At 35.8% G+C, this 16,668-nt stretch carries 23 protein-coding genes; 4 read left to right on the top strand and 19 right to left on the bottom strand.

Annotated features, from left to right (window positions below; genetic code table 11):
- Positions 1–218: 218 nt before the first annotated feature.
- From RHP76_RS06330 to RHP76_RS06340, 3 genes are all read left to right on the top strand, one after another.
- Complete coding sequence (locus tag RHP76_RS06330; RefSeq protein WP_047433611.1) at positions 219–890, top strand: DUF4197 family protein; 672 nt, start codon at positions 219–221, stop codon at positions 888–890.
- A 40-nt stretch (positions 891–930) separates the two neighbouring features.
- On the top strand, positions 931–1,236 hold the full coding sequence (locus RHP76_RS06335; RefSeq protein ID WP_047433612.1) for a DUF493 family protein: 306 nt from the start codon (positions 931–933) through the stop codon (positions 1,234–1,236).
- Between the two features lie 62 nt (positions 1,237–1,298).
- Positions 1,299–1,772: a hypothetical protein gene (locus RHP76_RS06340; protein WP_311229753.1), complete on the top strand. Its 474-nt coding sequence runs from the start codon at positions 1,299–1,301 to the stop codon at positions 1,770–1,772.
- Positions 1,773–1,826: 54 nt separating this feature from the next.
- On the opposite strand, the gene RHP76_RS06345 is transcribed toward RHP76_RS06340, so the two are convergent.
- The 17 genes from RHP76_RS06345 to RHP76_RS06425 all read right to left on the bottom strand — a co-directional run bounded on the left by RHP76_RS06345 (position 1,827) and on the right by RHP76_RS06425 (position 14,383).
- On the bottom strand, positions 1,827–2,177 hold the full coding sequence (locus RHP76_RS06345; RefSeq protein WP_280210336.1) for an arsenate reductase family protein: 351 nt from the start codon (positions 2,175–2,177) through the stop codon (positions 1,827–1,829).
- 86 nt (positions 2,178–2,263) lie between these two features.
- Positions 2,264–2,878, bottom strand: coding sequence for a deoxynucleoside kinase (locus RHP76_RS06350; protein ID WP_002977952.1), 615 nt, complete (start codon positions 2,876–2,878; stop codon positions 2,264–2,266).
- Positions 2,879–2,905: 27 nt separating this feature from the next.
- On the bottom strand, positions 2,906–3,802 hold the full coding sequence (locus RHP76_RS06355; protein WP_253297131.1) for a hypothetical protein: 897 nt from the start codon (positions 3,800–3,802) through the stop codon (positions 2,906–2,908).
- A gap of 209 nt (positions 3,803–4,011) precedes the next feature.
- The gene (locus RHP76_RS06360) at positions 4,012–5,037 is read right to left on the bottom strand and encodes a glutaminyl-peptide cyclotransferase (protein WP_311229754.1); all 1,026 of its coding nucleotides are present in this window, start codon (positions 5,035–5,037) and stop codon (positions 4,012–4,014) included.
- A gap of 102 nt (positions 5,038–5,139) precedes the next feature.
- Complete coding sequence (locus tag RHP76_RS06365; protein ID WP_123277771.1) at positions 5,140–6,162, bottom strand: glutaminyl-peptide cyclotransferase; 1,023 nt, start codon at positions 6,160–6,162, stop codon at positions 5,140–5,142.
- Between the two features lie 35 nt (positions 6,163–6,197).
- The gene (locus RHP76_RS06370; protein WP_311229755.1) at positions 6,198–6,581 is read right to left on the bottom strand and encodes a VOC family protein; all 384 of its coding nucleotides are present in this window, start codon (positions 6,579–6,581) and stop codon (positions 6,198–6,200) included.
- Entirely contained in the window at positions 6,578–7,084 is a 507-nt protein-coding gene (locus RHP76_RS06375) for a GNAT family N-acetyltransferase (protein WP_311229756.1), read from the bottom strand. The genes RHP76_RS06370 and RHP76_RS06375 overlap by 4 nt, the downstream gene beginning before the upstream one ends.
- 3 nt (positions 7,085–7,087) lie before the next feature.
- Positions 7,088–7,513 (bottom strand): SRPBCC family protein, encoded by a 426-nt coding sequence (locus RHP76_RS06380; protein ID WP_280210322.1) that lies wholly within the window; start codon positions 7,511–7,513, stop codon positions 7,088–7,090.
- A 220-nt stretch (positions 7,514–7,733) separates the two neighbouring features.
- Entirely contained in the window at positions 7,734–8,663 is a 930-nt protein-coding gene (locus RHP76_RS06385) for a cation:proton antiporter domain-containing protein (protein ID WP_311229757.1), read from the bottom strand.
- Between the two features lie 38 nt (positions 8,664–8,701).
- A complete protein-coding gene (locus RHP76_RS06390; protein WP_311229758.1) occupies positions 8,702–9,346 on the bottom strand; it encodes a cation:proton antiporter in 645 nt (214 codons plus the stop codon).
- 135 nt (positions 9,347–9,481) lie between these two features.
- A complete protein-coding gene (locus RHP76_RS06395; protein WP_311229759.1) occupies positions 9,482–10,486 on the bottom strand; it encodes a bestrophin family protein in 1,005 nt (334 codons plus the stop codon).
- A gap of 77 nt (positions 10,487–10,563) precedes the next feature.
- On the bottom strand, positions 10,564–11,241 hold the full coding sequence (locus tag RHP76_RS06400) for a DUF2490 domain-containing protein (protein WP_311229760.1): 678 nt from the start codon (positions 11,239–11,241) through the stop codon (positions 10,564–10,566).
- A gap of 131 nt (positions 11,242–11,372) precedes the next feature.
- A complete protein-coding gene (locus tag RHP76_RS06405; protein ID WP_062671773.1) occupies positions 11,373–11,765 on the bottom strand; it encodes a DUF1398 domain-containing protein in 393 nt (130 codons plus the stop codon).
- Between the two features lie 141 nt (positions 11,766–11,906).
- Positions 11,907–12,596, bottom strand: coding sequence for a response regulator transcription factor (locus tag RHP76_RS06410; protein ID WP_202839383.1), 690 nt, complete (start codon positions 12,594–12,596; stop codon positions 11,907–11,909).
- 11 nt (positions 12,597–12,607) lie between these two features.
- Positions 12,608–13,384: a sensor histidine kinase gene (locus RHP76_RS06415; RefSeq protein WP_120231652.1), complete on the bottom strand. Its 777-nt coding sequence runs from the start codon at positions 13,382–13,384 to the stop codon at positions 12,608–12,610.
- A gap of 21 nt (positions 13,385–13,405) precedes the next feature.
- Positions 13,406–14,038, bottom strand: coding sequence for a hypothetical protein (locus RHP76_RS06420; RefSeq protein WP_062671767.1), 633 nt, complete (start codon positions 14,036–14,038; stop codon positions 13,406–13,408).
- An 18-nt stretch (positions 14,039–14,056) separates the two neighbouring features.
- On the bottom strand, positions 14,057–14,383 hold the full coding sequence (locus tag RHP76_RS06425; protein WP_062671765.1) for a hypothetical protein: 327 nt from the start codon (positions 14,381–14,383) through the stop codon (positions 14,057–14,059).
- A 316-nt stretch (positions 14,384–14,699) separates the two neighbouring features.
- Here RHP76_RS06425 and RHP76_RS06430 point away from each other — a divergent pair, with 316 nt between their 5' ends.
- Positions 14,700–15,545 carry a T9SS type A sorting domain-containing protein gene (locus RHP76_RS06430; protein ID WP_062671763.1) on the top strand — a complete coding sequence of 282 codons (846 nt, stop codon included), beginning with the start codon at positions 14,700–14,702 and terminating at the stop codon, positions 15,543–15,545.
- 91 nt (positions 15,546–15,636) lie between these two features.
- Here the strand turns inward: RHP76_RS06430 and RHP76_RS06435 are convergent, their stop codons facing one another.
- Both RHP76_RS06435 and RHP76_RS06440 read right to left on the bottom strand, forming a co-directional pair.
- The gene (locus RHP76_RS06435) at positions 15,637–16,086 is read right to left on the bottom strand and encodes a VOC family protein (RefSeq protein ID WP_034699621.1); all 450 of its coding nucleotides are present in this window, start codon (positions 16,084–16,086) and stop codon (positions 15,637–15,639) included.
- Positions 16,087–16,117: 31 nt separating this feature from the next.
- Positions 16,118–16,666 (bottom strand): SRPBCC family protein, encoded by a 549-nt coding sequence (locus RHP76_RS06440; RefSeq protein WP_280210312.1) that lies wholly within the window; start codon positions 16,664–16,666, stop codon positions 16,118–16,120.
- Positions 16,667–16,668 lie beyond the last annotated feature (2 nt).

The following is a 16,668-nucleotide window of genomic DNA, read 5'->3' on the forward strand; positions in this document are numbered from 1 at the left end:
TTTTATTAAATGAAAAACACTAAAAAATCAAATTTTATAATCCATTATTTAAAATCAACATACTTTATTCATCATATCTCTAAATGAAATTTTATTTTTTTTGACACAATATTCACCAAAACATGTACTCAATTTAATATTTTGTTAAATACAGAATAGTAATTACCTTTGGTGCAGTTTTTGACAAAAGCATCTTAGAAATACATAATAAAAGATCAATGAAAAAATATATCATTGCAGCCGCTCTTCTGATCGGGACCGGTGCTGTTATTACCACCAGTGTACAATCCTGCACTTCACTGGCCACATCAGACATGGGGCTTTCTATTATCAAAAGAATTCTGCTCAATGGTATTGATAAAGGAATGGGTATCTACGGGAATAAAGAAGCGTTCCTGCAGAATAATATGGTTGATAAAGCTCTTCCCAAAGAATTGAGAGATATCAATTCTACGCTGGAGAAAATTGCACCCTCACTGGTAGCCAAAGAAAGAGATTATATAGCACAGGCTGCAGCTTATACCGTGAACACCTCGAAACCCATTTTGCAGGATGCAGTCAACAGTCTTAATGCTCAGGATGTAACGCGAATTATGCAGGGAACAACCGCTACACAGATTCTGAAGGAAAAAACATCCCAACAGCTTATTGCTGCCATTGCTCCTAAAGTAGATGAAAAACTGAACGAATATGGCATAGTAAAAACTATCAATACAGCGTTATCAGGAAGTAATTTTCTGGGCAGCCTTTTAGGGGGAAATAACAACACTGTCAATTCAGGAGGACTGAGTAAACTTGCTTCTGAACAGCTTGTAAATGGATTATTCAACATCATCGAAGATTATGAACACCAGAACTCCAAGTCTCTGCTGGGACCATTTGGAAAATAGGAAATTTTTCGTTATATTTATATTATATTAACAATTGCAGATGGATATATTACAAGGAAATCAACACGCAAGCCCTGAAGACTTTTATCAGTCTTTGAGGGAGAAACTGGAGGATCATCATGATTTTCCGGAGGACTATTTATTTAAATTTATTATTCCTACAGACCAGGCAAAACTTACTGAAATTTACAGAGTTTTTGATGGTATTAAATTTACACTGGGAAACCGCGAAAGCAAAAATGGAAAATACACAGCCTGCAATATCAATGCATTTGTTCTGGATGCCAATCAGGTAGTGAATATTTATAAAGAAGTAGCAAAAATAGAAGGCGTTATTCTATTATAAAAACAAAGGCCGTTTCATCATGTTGAAGCGGTTTTTTTATTATTAATACATAAAAACAGAATATGATGAATATCCAACTGATCCTGTTTAATATCATTTTAGCAACCTCCGCTACAAACTGTATGCACAAAAATAACAGCGAAAATAATACCCAAAATATCTCTTCTGCAGTTCAGCAACAAAAGATTCAACAGATCCGGTTAACAGAAAGGACAAGAGGATTCAGCAGAGATATTGTTTTCACTCCTTCCTCAAAAGAATCCAATATTAACGAAGAAATCACTACTACTAAAATATCTCCCGCAGAATGGCAGATGGTTTCCAGATTAGCTCAAACTATTGATTTATCGAAGATATCAGATCTTAAAGCTCCTACAGAGGGCAGGCATTCTGACAGGGCAATGATAGCATCCATTATCATTACCGCTGGCGGAAAAGAGTATACTTCCTCAGAATTTGATTCCGGACGTCCTCCAAAAGAACTGGAAGCTTTATATAAGGCGATAAACGGCCCGGTTACTACAAAAACCCCATAACATAAAAGATCCGCCCTTTAACAGAACGGATCTTTTTTATTTATTAAGTTTCATCTATTTTTCAATAAAGAACTTTACATTTTCAATAGGTCTTCCCAGCATTGCGACTGAACCTTTTACCAGAATGGGTCTTTGTATTAAAGATGGGTTTTCGGAAAGAATCTTTATCCATTCCTCTTCTGAATAGTTTTTATCTGCATAGTTCTCAACGTAAAGCTTATCGGTTTTACGGATAATATGAAAAACACTCTGATTCAGTTTCTTCAGCACCGTTCTTATTTCAAGAGGACTTAAAGGATCATCAACAATATCAATGATCTCAAAAGGTACTCCGTTTTCGTCAAGATACTCCAGTACAGCATTGGACTTTGAACAGTTTCCGTTATGTAAAACTTTAACTACCATGATACATTATTCAAAAATTAAACTTGGTCTTAACAAATTTAAAAAGATTTAACCTGAGTTTGTCTTAATGTTCTGATAAAAATATGTTAAAACAATCCGTGCAGTTCTGCTTCAATCTTCTCCAGAATAAACCCGAAATCTTCAGGTTTTTCAACGAAATCAAGATCATCCACTTCTACAATCAGCAATTTTCCTTCTGTATAGTTGGAGATCCATTTTTCATATTTCTGGTTCAGTTTTGAAAGATATTCAATACTGATAGATGCTTCATATTCACGACCTCTTTTGTAGATTTTTTTAACCAGGTTAGGAACATCAGATTTCAGATAGATTAAAAGATCTGGAGCAGATACGAAAGACTTCATCAGATCAAATACTGATGAATAATTATTGAAGTCCCTGTCTGAAAGAAGGTTCATATCATTCAGGTTTTCCGCAAAAATATGGGCATCTTCATAGATCGTACGATCCTGAATAATGTTTTTCCCGCTTTCTCTGATCTCCTTTACCTGACGGAATCTGCTCCCCAGGAAATACACCTGCAGTGCGAAACTCCACTTGCTCATGTCTGAATAAAAATCTTCCAGATAAGGATTATGATCTACATCTTCAAATTGTGCATCCCATCCGTAATGCTTGGAAAGCATCGTTGTCAAAGTTGTTTTACCTGCTCCGATGTTTCCTGTAACTGCAATATGCATAATATTCTTTTTCCTTGTATTTACGAATTAGTTGATAAGTTTTTCGACAGCCTCAGTCTGAACCTGGGAAATATCTTCAATCAATTTCTGTAAAGTATTGTCTGAAGGTTTCTCTGCTGTATTCTCAACTGGTTTTTCTTCCATCTTTTCTACTGGTTTTTCTGTAGATGGCGGAGGAGATTCCGGCTGAGCTTCGAGCTGTTTTTGCTGTTGGGCTTTCTTTACTTTTTCAAGGCTGTAAAGATAGAGTTTGTTCCCTTTGATTGCAAAATAAGAGAGGATGTTTTTATCCACAATTTGTGCTTCCTGATCTTCAAAAATGGTTGTCATCCCTTTTTCAGGGACATATTGTGAAATGAAATTACTGGCAACCACCAGGATCATATCATTCTCTCTTCGAAAACGTTTTCCGTTTTCCAAAGGGGCTTCGAAAAGTTTTTCAAATTTCAGGCTGTAAATCCTGATATGTTTTCTTGTTAAGATATAGACCTTATTTTCATAGACCAGCATATCCATTAAATCTTCAAAACTGATATCAAAAGGATATGAGTTGATGGTGGTATCATTTCTGAAATTATATTGTATCAGACGTTTTGTACTGTCGTCCAAAAGCCACAGCTGCTGCAGATCTTCGGCATAAGCCATTCTGATAAAACCAAATTTCTGTTTAAAATCCAATCTTTGAATCTCATTCATATTCTGGTCTACAAATTTCATTTCCTGGGCATTTTCAGAAAACAAAGGTACATTCAGAGGATTTTGAACGTTCTGAACTTTGTAGGGTACAGTAAGCATCATTTTTCCGATCTGTTTTCCTAAAGAATCATATTTGGTAAAACTGAAATCTTTGTTTTTATAGATATAGAGATTTCCGTAGTCATCGGCAAGCATATCTTTAGCTTCCTTTAGTTTCAATGTATCCAAAGGAAGAATATTCTGCGCTGAAGCTATACAGAAAAGAAAAAAAAATAGTATGTTTAAAAACTTCACTCTGTTTTTTTAATGGGGTCAATTTACTGAAAAATAACTTCACTCAAAAGATGGTTTTATTTCAATAGAATCTTCATTGAGGTGAATCAAAATTGAGACCATCTTCTTGATGAAAAAACTGCTCTACAATAGATATAATGAGTTTATTGAAAAGCGGCTTCATAAATTTTCTCCCAGTTTTTACCTGTCACGAGCATATTATCCCCTTTAAAAGCAATTCCGTTTAAGACATGCTCGCTGTCTTCCTTATCATTTTCCTTTGTCAATTGTGTAAAATCAAGTTTACCTATGACTTCTCCGTTTGCAGGATTAATTTTTAGAATGACAGGTTGATGCCAAACATTAGCATAGATAAATCCCTTGTGATATTCAAGCTCGTTGAGCTGATTATAAACGGTAGAATAACCGCCAACTGCAATTGTTTTCACTACTTTTGAAGGATTATTAACATCCAGAAAATAAAGATTCTTTGAACCATCCGTAGCGATCAGGTTTTTCCCATCATAGGTCAGTCCCCAACCTTCTCCAATTACACCGGGCAATGGAAATTCGGATAATTTTTTCAAAGTATTTTTATCATAAATAAAACCGATTTTATTCTGATAGGTCAGTTGATACACCTTATCTTCTACAATCGTACACCCTTCAGAGAAAATATCAGCGGGCTGCTTAGCCATAATTTTGGGAACTGAAGATCCTAGAGTATATTTTATAAGCTGAGAAGATCCCTTCATTCCATCACTTTCATACACTGTATTTCCTTCTACCACAAAACCTTCAATAAAGTTTTTGGGATCATGAGGGTAATCGGCAACTATTTTATAGGGAATATTCTGCTCAGGAGTTTTAGTAAATACATTAATCGTAGCATCCTGGTTTAAAGTTTCACCGCGATTAGTTTTAATCACAAAGACTACTTTATTATCACCCAATGTGAAAAATTGAGGATTAATTCTTAATTCTTTTGTTTCTTTATCCCCAAAGCTGATGGTTATACTTTCCGTATTTTCAGTCACTTCTTTGGGAAGATCAAGTTTATCACCGAAATGATAACCTTTTTCTTCTTTTGAGTTATTGTAATCCGCCAGAGAATCCAGCATTTTTTCCTTGTTGCTGCAAGAGACAAGGAATAAAGCGGCTGCCAAAGTAATATGGATATTTCGCTTCATGAAGGTATTAATCATTTTCCAAAAGTACTAAAATTTAATCCTCAAAACGAAAATAACGCTCCCAAGGGAACGCTATTTTTATTTTTTATCAATAGAATCAGATTATTTGATCTGAACTTCGTAAATCTTTGGCCAGTTCTTTCCTGTTACCAGCATATTATCTCCTTTGAAGGCAATTCCGTTCAGTACATCATCACTTCCTTTGGTATTCTGTTTTGCAATTTCTGTAAAATCAAAAGTTCCCACTACTTCTCCATTGGTTGGATTAATCTTCAAAATGATCGGCTTCTGCCAAACATTGGCATAGATAAATCCGTTGTGGTATTCCAGCTCGTTCAACTGATCATATGCCTGAGAACTTCCTGCAACAGCAATATATTTGATCAGTTTTGAAGGATCATTTACATCAAGGAAATATAACAGCTTACTTCCATCAGAAGCAATCAGGCTTTTCCCGTCATACGTTAATCCCCAACCTTCACCCAATACATTAGGATAAGCAAATTCTGAAAGCAACTTTAATGAACTTTTATCATAAACATATCCCTTTTTGCTCTGCCACGTTAACTGATATACTTTGTCTCCTACGATGGTACTTCCTTCAGAAAAGTCTTCCTGAGCCTGTTTTGTAGAAGCCAGCGGAGTTGTTGTTCCCAGCGTATATTTTAAAATCTGTGAAGATCCGTTCTGCCCGTCACTTTCATAAATGGTATTTCCTTCAATCTGGAAACCCTGTACAAAGTTTTTAGGATCGTGAGGATATTCCGCTACAATCTGATAAGGAATATTTTTTTCAGGATTTTTTGCAAATACATTGATGGTAGCATCCTGATTTAGCACTTCACCTCCTTTTGTTTTAATATTGAATGTAACAGCATTGTCTCCTAAGGTGAAAAATTTAGGATCAATTGTTAAATCTGTTGTTTCTTTATCTCCAAAGCTGATTGTTACGCTTTCTGCATTTTCCGTTACCTCTTTCGGAAGCTCAAGCTTATCTCCGAAATGGTATCCCTTCGCCTCCATTGAAGTATTATAAGTGTTTAATGTATTAAGAATTTCTTTATCCTTATTACAAGACGCCAATAATAAAATCGCTGCGAAACCCGCTATTATACTTTTTTTCATTGAATTTCTAAATATTTCTCCAAAAATAGCAAATTTTATTCCGTATTACCAATATTATCTGCGGGTTCACCAAATTGTAATATGTATCCATTGTTGTCATATATTGCAAACTCTCTCATTCCCCACTCAAAAGTTTCGATTTCATAGCAGACTTTGGCTTTTGTTTTAAGGTCTTCCCAAAGATCATCCACCTGATTTACATTGAAGTAAAATGATCCTGAAAACCCGATGGAAAAATTGGTTTCATGTTCATTAGGCTGGGAGAGCATAATGTATATATCATTTTTTCGAAGAGAAGCCCATTGCCAGTCGTCATTTCTACCCATCAGGGTAAATCCGAGAACATTCATATAAAATGTAATTGTTTCATCCAGATTTTCTGTCCAGAAAACAGGGCGAAGTGCGGTAAACTGTGTCATGATTCCTGCAATTCAAAGGTATTTTTATGGATTTTCATATTCAGAGAAACCCATGTTTCCTGATCAATCCTGGCTTCGCTTTTAACATATGGATCAAAAGCAAAACCTACTTTTTTGTAACATTCTATAGCTCCGGTATTCCAGTCGTACACGTTCAGCTCTGCTGTTTCTTTATCAAAATGATTAAACCCATATTTCAAAAGCTCTTGCATAACCTTCTTTCCATAGCCTTTTCCTCTGTTATTTTCATCCCAGATCAGAATTCTTCCCAGCAGGAATGTCTTCTCTTTTAGAAATATCTGGGCATGCCCGATTGTATTTCCGGTCTGATCTGTAATTTTAAAAAGAGTTCTGTTTTCATCAGATAAGTCCTTTTCCAGCTGTTCTTCTGTGAGAGGGAAACGGTATACGGGCCCGGCAAACTGAAGAAGCATCCTTTCGTCTTTTATCTTTGAAATCAGTTGTGGAGCATCTTCTATCGTAAAAAGGTGTAATGTGATCATGATTTATTTTTCTAAATATTCTTTTAAACTCTGTCCCAAAATCGTGTTCCAGCCTTCTGTAAAATTTTCTCTTGAAAAGCCTTCTCCTAACTCTTTAAAGTTTTCAATATCTTCATGGGTTAGCTTTACCACAGTTTGTCCGCCCTCAGGCAACAATTCCCAGGTTACAATGGTCTTCAGGGCTGAAAAATCAGGATAGGACCATGTGTGCTTTAATTTTTCATTGGGTATTATTTCTAAAATCTGTGCGTGGTGATGATATTTATTCTCACCTCCCGGTTCATAGAAGTTGAATTCCTTACCTGTTTCCAAAACAAAATCCTGGATATCAAAATACCAGGATTTCATTTCATTTTTATCGGTTAATGCTTTCCAGACTTTTTCAGCCGGAGCATTTATGGTGTACTGAACAGTGATGGATGTACTCATATTATAGGTTTAATATGTTTAAATGTACACATTTTACCTATAATCTTTAACCACAAAAGTCACAAAGTTTTATCTACTAAATTATTAAGTTTAAATTTCTACTCATGAGAAGTACACGTAAGCCTTCAAAATTTCAGAATTTTCCTTTTTGTGAACTTTTTATTGCTGCAAGTTCATTTTAACTTTTATCCTTTTGTGACTTTTGTGGCTTATTTTGTAATTATCCATGTGAAAAACCTGTGATTTTGGCTTCGTCAAAATCCAACTGCATTTCAATGGTTCTCATCACGTGATCATCAAATATCTTTTCTCTTTTCATTCTGTGCAATTCATTCCTCTGCGCCTGAAGGATCTGTCGGAGGACATCTTTATTTTCATTGATAGCAGTTACATAATCTCCTGTGGAAGCCATACACTGTGCTTTATCAGCCATCAGCATCATTTCATTTTCCAACTTGTGCTTTTGATGACGAACCAGACTGTTGGTTACGGCTAGTTCAGAAAAGTCATTATCAAGTTTGTGCAAAGCTGTTTCCTTCAGTTTGCGCATAAGGATTACTTCCTGTTTTTCTTCCGGTAATTCACTTCCTGCATCCTGAATATTTAATAATTTCAAGATGGGAGCCAACAATAAACCTTGCCCTACCAAGGTAATCAATATGATCACAAAAGTGACAAATAAAATAATATTCCTGTGCGGAAACGCTTCTCCGTTTGGTAAAAAAGCAGGAATTGACAAGGCTGCAGCCAGTGAAACCACTCCTCTCATTGCTGCAAAACTGATGATAAACGGCTCTCTCCAATCCGGTTTGGGAACTTTTAATCTTAATTCTTTAGAGCAGACTCTTGGGAAATACATTAATGCGTAACTATACAAAATTCTTGTTCCGATAATCGCTCCGCCAATCACTACACTGTAGAAAATACCTTCTGAAATGGTATATTCTTTCATTCCTTCCACTACAATCGGAAGTTCCAGACCAATCAGGATAAAGATGATGGTATTCATCAGAAATATCAAAACACTCCAAACATTTCCGGACTGTATTCTGGAGGTATGACTTAAATAGCAATGTGAATTATAGGACATCAGCAGACCTCCGGCAACCACTGCCAATACTCCAGAAAAATGAAAATGTTCTGCTCCCACATACATAATGTAAGGAACGATAAGGGTAATAATGGTATCTATATTGGAATTGGTCGGGATAACTTTAATAGAGCTCCAAACAGGAAGCCTACTGCCACTCCCACAGCAATTCCACCGATCGCCATGGTAAAGAAATCCTGAACGGCATCTCTCCAGATAAACTGTCCTGAAATAACGGCGGCCAGAGCAAATTTAAATACAATTAAACTGGAGGCATCATTGATCAAACTCTCGCCTTCCAGAATATTGGTGATCTTTTTAGGTATTTTCATATGCTTCAATACCGAAGTAGCTGCAACAGCATCCGGCGGAGAATTTACTCCTCCCAGCAAGAAGCCCATAGCTACAGTAAGCCCTGGAATAATGGAAGATGAAAGATAAGCAACGACTATGGATGTTAAAAACACCAGTCCGAAGGCCATCGAGAAAATCTGTTTTCTCCATTTATGAAAATCCTGCCATGAAGTAAACCATGCGGCCTCAAACAAAATAGGCGGAAGGAAAATCAGAAAGACAAGGTCAGGTTCTATTTCAATACGCGGCATGCCCGGCACAAAGCTTATCAGCAATCCTGCAATAACAAGGAAAATAGGATAAGCAACTTTTAATTTCTGGCCGATCATTACCAATATCATCACAGACAGCAGTACTGCAATGGATATTATAACATAGCTGTGAATCATTTTTAAGTAAGTTTTTTTTAAGTTTAAGTGTTATTTGTATGGGATATCAAATATTTATTATTACCCAAACCTTATAGGTTTTAGATATATTTGAAGTCTGTCATTAATCTATACCTAAGATCATAAAAGGTTAATCTAAAGCACAATATTATTCTTCGGAGCAATGGCAGGCGGAAGATCAGATTCATCCAGCATATCTCTCATATCAATTTCAATGGTACGGCTGATCTGAGTGATAGGAACATCATTGGGACTTCCTTCAAAAGGATTTACCGAAGCCTCTCCCACGCTGTCCAAGGTATGGAAGCACCATGTTACCAGTAAAGAAAATGGAATATTGAACCACAATGTCCAGCCTTCTACCATGGTTCCTTCACCTAATTTATCGAACTCTTTCAATAATCCGAAAGGCACAAAAACAATGAATAAAAGCAAAAGATACGTGGTGATGGAAGAGAAATTTCTTGGATAGGGAAAATTTTTAATTCTTTCTGCCTTTCCCTGATTATCGGTAAACTTCACCAATTGCTGGTTGATCTGTGTCCATTGAAAATCATTGATTTCTCCTTTTTCATACGCTTCGGACAAAGCTTTACTTTGCATTGCCATCAATTGAGTCGCTCTGTTCTTTTTGCTCAAAATATACTGAAGTTCAGATTCTGAAAGGTATTTCTTCAATTCTTCATCCAGTGTGGCCAGTCTCTCGGGAATGTCATATTTTTTAGCATATTCATCAAACTGATCTGTTCCCATATTTTCCCATGCTCTCGGTTCACGGAGCTGAAATCTCAATGCAGTAAGCCATGCATAATGCCGAAGAAACATTTCTTTTACTTTACCCGGATCTTTTGAGAGCAATGCATCTCTCAGAATATATCCAAAGCTGCGGCTGTCATTAATAATCGCTCCGTAAATCTGTCTTGCTTCCCAAAGTCTGCTATAGCTGGCATTGTTTTTAAATCCAACGATAAAGGCAACCGCTGTTCCCATAATGGCAATCGGCTGCCAGGGAACAGAAAGAAACTTCCAGCCAAAAAAGTACAGGACTGTAGGAATGGCTGATAGTACGACCAAAGCGTAAATACTTCTTCTGGTCCAGATAATGAACTCGCGGGCTCCGAATCTTTTTCCTGAATGCATAAGTGTTTATTTTATAATGTTTATGATGATCTATTTTCAGATAATGGTTTTCCTCACAGCATTCAGTAACAGTTTTATTAGTTCTTAGTGAATGGGATATTATTATAAAAACCAATCTGAATCTGTCCCCGGTTTCTGTTCTCTTGAATCTGGTTCATATACCCTGCTTCAATCCTCATATTTTTGTTGATGACATATCCTAAAGCTCCATACACTCTGTTCCTGTCGAAAACCGGACTATCGAAGTGCAGAAAAATTTCGTTGTATACTGATGCGTAAAGGGTTTTCGGCAGCATCTCTTTTTGAGTAATCGGAATATTGACTCCCAGCATATAACGGAATCTCATTCTGAAATCATCTTCCAGAAAGCGTTCTTCCAAACGATAACGGTGCTGAAGATAGAAACGTCCGAATTTCTGCTTGGTAATATACTGCTGGAAGATTCGGTGTTCAATATTTTCTTTTTTTTTACCGTTTACGTAAGGCTGGCTGAGAATGAAGCCGTATCCTAATAAAACATTGTTATTGTTCTCTGTAAGATCATACCCGATTCCTGTACGGATCAGTAACTGTTCCAGGTCTCCAACGGCGTCGAAATTACGGTACTGAATTTCATTGTGCCAGTTCAGTTTCTTGCTGATCTTATTATTTCCAAAATACATATACCATGCTCCAAGATCATTTTTTTGAGCAAATGTCAAAATGGATCCCAAACCTAATACAGTGAATGCCAACTTCGTAAAAACCTTTCTCATGTTTATCAATTACTATTATCTATCGTTTTTAACAAAATTAATATTTTAAATCAATAATAGCAAACAATATTTTATAAGTTAATGGAAAGAAGTACGGATGCAATGGTCTGCATCCGTTTTTTTGTAAAAGATTATCCTGGAACCTGTTCGGTCAGAACATCACTTTCATTCTGGTCAAAATAAGTACAGGTCATCGCCTGAAGATCCATCGTCCAACCTTTGATTCCGTTTTCGGCACAGTCTTTACAGAAAGTCATATAATCTGTTCCTCCCTGTTGATGAAGTTTCAGTCTTATTTTAAAATTTTCAAGATTTAAAGTATCGGAAACAGCAAGAGAATCATACTTTTTTCCTGTATGAACAGATTGATTTTCGTGATTGAAGTATTCTGTGTTTCCATCCTGAACGTACGCCTTATAGTGAGAAACCCCTAACGTTTTTATATTCTGAATATATTTAGGAAAATCGGCTCCGCTTTTTACTTTCTGGTGCTCTGCTTTGATGTTTTCAATTGTAAATTTCATTCTTTTGTATTTTCTGTTTTAACTATAAATTATTGTTTTTTCATAAACAATCCATTGTGTTCTGTTTATCAAAACAAAAGCTAATTTAATCAGAAAATATAAATTTCAATTAATTTTTAATGAAAACAGCTATATGACTATTTATTCGAACCTATCTTTTAAATAATTCATATCTGCAATTTTACTTTCTATGGCATATACCACTAAGCCTGCAGTATTTTTGGCTCCTGTTTTAAGCAGAAGGCTGTTTCGATGTCCTTCAACGGTTCTGGAACTTATAAAAAGCTGATCAGCAATCTCAGAAGTGTTGTATTGTTTGCAGATGAGTTCCAATACTTCTTTTTCTCTTTTGGAAATATGATTGGCATCAAAAATACTGGAAACTTTCTTTTTAGGTTCTGTAAGGTTTTGATGTAAAGCTTCCATTACCTCGTTATTATAAAAGAAACCTTTGCTGTGTACTTCACGGATTGCAGTAAGTAATTCAGCTGGACTTGAGTTTTTTTTAAGAAAGGAACAGGCCCCTGACTGTATCATATTGACAATAAATGCTTTCGTGTTATAGCTCGTTAAGGCAATAATTTTAATCTGGGGATATTTGATATGGATTTGTTTGGTTGCCTCTACTCCGTTAATTTCAGGCATATTGAGATCCATCAGGATTATATCGGGCAGTTCTTCCAGGGTTACAAGCTCATCCAGCAGCTCTTTCCCATTGCTGAAATCACTTACCAGTTCAATATCTTTTTCTCTCTGTATCAACAATGAAATTCCCTGACGAAAGAGCGCTTCATCGTCTACAATTATGACACGAATTATATCCTTTTCCATTTTATAACGATTTAAAATGTAAATTCTACGGTAATTCCTTTATTGTTTTCACTTTCAATTTTCAGTGTTCCATTGATCAGTTCTACACGGCTTCTGATATTTCTTAAGCCTAATCCTTCTTTCAAAGTATTTTCATTCAGATTAAATCCTTTACCATCATCTTTGTAGAGACAGGTATTTTTTCCGTCTTTCCCAAAAAATTCTATATCAATATGCGTACTTTCTCCGTGTTTTATGGAATTGTTAATGAGCTCCTGAAGTATTCTAAAGATATGTAAATTTTTTTCTTCTTCTGCTTTTGCAAAGTATAAACTGTTGGAATAAGTAACCTGCAGGGTTTTGGACAGGTTAATTTCTGAGCACAATGCATCTATTGCAGCATGGAGTCCAAATTTTTCTAAAATCGGAGGAAGGAGATCATGCGAGATTTGTCTGGCACTTTCTGCTGTTTTGTTGACCAGATGTATAATTTTATTTTTCAGATCGTTGTATTCTTCTCTTGTCAGATTATCAAAATCCAGGAGATGGATATTTAAAGAAACCACACTGAGTTTTGAGCTGATATCGTCATGCAGATCCTGAGCAATGCGCAGCCTTTCTTTTTCCTGAGCACTGATGATAGCATGGGTAAGATCTTTCTCATATCTCACCTCCAGTTCTTTTTTCTGAATAAGGTTTCTTGTTATCTTCTTATTCGAAAAATAATAAAATATGATCAGGGTGACGGCCAGTAAGGTAAATGCCAGAAAGGTATAAACGATAGTGGAAATAATTGTATTCTCATTCATTTTGTAAAATCATAACAGTAATTACACATTTTTTTTGCGGGAAGACAGATAATCTATCAGAATAAAAATCTGATACACAATAAACATAACAACATTGAAAACCCAGATCTCTTTATGCAGTTTTCTATTCATCACCGTATAGAGGTTTCCGGACAAAAATATTACAGTACTGCTTATCAGATAAAGTAAAAGTCCCAGGCTTATATAATTGTATTTCTTTTGGGTATCCAGTATATTATATAAATGAAATAATGCCAGAATTATGATTGAATAAGACGTAACAAAAATTTCAAAAAGATTAAAAACATAATACTTTTCGGGGTATATGATATACTGTATAACAAGAACTACGGGAATGATAATTAAAAGTGTACGTGCTGTTTTTTTCTGGTATTTTTCCGTTACAATTTCATGAAAGAATAATCCCAGTAACAAAAACTGGCCTATCAGATAATAATGTGAAAAAAACAGATTATTAATCTTCTGTGAATTCAATACATAGAAAACAATTTCACATAGTAATATCCAGGCCAAATAGCTGATGAAGTATGTATAGGCTTTTCCTCCTCCGGAAAAGCCTATACAGTATACTGCCAGATTAATCAGCAGAATGCCTTTTCCTATTAACGACAATATTTCAATCCAGTGATCCAATGATCTCCAGTTTTCAGATTACAGGTTCCACCATTTTGCAGCAGAACATACGCTTGGACAAGGTGTGGTCATATCATAGACATAATCTCCATTGTCATAGTTTACAATATCATTGTTATCTGCATCTACTCCTACCAGAAGAAATTTAAATTCGCCTTCATCGGTAATGGCATTATAACCCCGATATCTCGCAAATCCTTTGTCGTCAATAAAAATATCATGAACATCCTTTGCCGGAATAAGATGAGCCCGGATAGATGTTCCATCGATAATTTTTGTATTCTGCCAATTGCTGATCCATTTTTTAGCATCATCTAATGAGACTGCATGTTTAGGTAATTCCATAGTTTTTCTCGTTTTAAATTATATAATAGGTTTAGAATAAGTTACTTCAGCTACACATTACAAGTTATGAAAAAAAACTAACCATACTGTGAAATACATTCATTTTAATTAATATAATATTCTTTTTTCAAAATTATAATAATAAAAACCAACGAAATTGCGTATTTCTACCTGTTTTTCAATTCGGTTTTTAATACGCTGTTGTCACTTTGTATTTCTCGGTTACTTTGTGGTATCCTTTACAGAAAAAAACTCATGAGCACATCAACAGTACGGGAAGCTTATGATCTTCTTTAAACATTAAAAAATCTGTATCATGAAAAAAATTATCTTTTTTGGAATCTTTGCTTTCTTAAGCAATATTACAATGACCAGTGCACAGACAACTACTGTGACTTTTGAAACTTCATCTGGCGGCAGCACAAGCTTTACCAGCAACGGATATACTTTCAATATCGTATCACAGGCCGGAACTTTCAGAATTCAGGGCAATTATCCAAACACCGGCTGGAACGGAACAGCTAATGATAATGTCTATATCGACAATACAGGAACAACCAATATCAGCTCTCCCTCTTTCAGTGTTAAAAGCAATTCTGCATTCACGGTGTCAAAGTTTTGGGTATTTTTAAGCAATACTGCTTTAAACCAGTCTACCTCATCAGGAACACTTATTATTACGGGAAAATTAGGGGGAGTTACAAAGTTCACCACCACAAAAACATCCGGATTTAATACTACATTTAATGCAACTACGGGAACGACAGGCATCAACAACGGATTTACCCTGATTGATCTTTCCACCCTAAATAATCAGAATAACAGTAATACTACCATTGATGAAATCCAGCTGCAATCCACCGGAGGATATGTCTATATGTGCCTGGATGCATTTACATGGACAAAAATTTCCACACTGGGAACTTCAGAAAATTCACTCAAAGGCAAAGGGAATATTTATCCGAATCCAACTACCGGTATCTTCTATATGGATGACCTAAGGAAAAACGAAAAAGTTTCATTATACGACCAATCTGGAAAACTGATGAAATCTGCAGCAGCTGAAAAAGATAAAAATCAGTTTGATATAAGTGAACTCCCTGAAGGAATTTACCTCATCACAACAGCGTCAGGAAGCTACAAAATTATTAAAAAGAAATAAAGCAATTCCTTATAAATTACTTACAGTCAATCATTAAAAAAACCGACAGCTATCTGTCGGTTTTTGAATATTTTGAACTCCAATATGAATCTTATGGGTGCTGCTGCATTTTAGCGGGATCGTCATAATTTACCATCCAGTTGATTCCGAATTTATCGCTGAACATTCCGAAATAAGCTCCCCAGAAGGTATCAGCCATTGGCATTGTTACCTGTCCGCCTGCAGAAAGACCACCGAATAATTTGTCTGCCTCTTCTTTAGATTCTGCATTCACAGAAATAGAGAAGTTGTTTCCTGCCTTGAAGTTGGAAGACCACTCTCCTCCTGTATCGCTTCCCATCAAAATCGTTTCTTTAGAGATCGGAAGAGAGACGTGCATGATTTTGTTTTTATCTTCTTCAGGTGTTTCTTTTCCTTCCATTGGCGGCATCTCTCCAAATGTTCCTATGTAAGGATATTCTCCCCCGAAAACAGATTTATAAAAATCGAATGCTTCTCTGCAGTTTCCGTTGAATGTCAGGTAAACGTTTACTGTTGCCATAATTGTTTTGTTTTTTTAAGTTGAGTTTGTTTTATTGAGGTTTTTCAGATAAGGTTTTTAATCTTGAAAGCCCTTTCTGATAATCTTTTCCAACAGCATCCTCCATATTCATAAACAGCTTCATCAAGGTAAACGGATAAGGAATCTCAGAAGTAAATCCCCATGTTGCCTTGCTTCCGTTTCCTTCCGGAACTACTGTTACGTAAGCATTTGCTTCACTTTCATAAGGGGTAAGAAATCTGATTGCCGTATCTATTCTTTTACCAGCTTCATCTACTTTTTCCAATTCCTGACAGCCTTTTCCTGCCTGTTTATTTTTACTGTCCCAGCAAACTTTTTCTCCGTGCTGCCCGGTTGTTCCCGTCCACTCTTTTTTCATACCCGGATCAAGATCATTCCATGGACTCCATTGATCCATTGCTTTAAGGGTATTGGTATTCTGCCATACTTTTTCCACAGGTGCATTAATCGAAATCGATTTTTCATATTGACAGTCACCAGGAATAAAAGCAGCCCAAATCAGCAAAATGATTAGTAATGTGGCTAATAGTAAAAAAATACGTTTAAATGTTCTCATCATCA

It is taken from the genome of Chryseobacterium sp. SG20098, assembly GCF_031844745.1.
GTDB classification, from domain to species: Bacteria; Bacteroidota; Bacteroidia; order Flavobacteriales; family Weeksellaceae; genus Chryseobacterium; species Chryseobacterium cucumeris.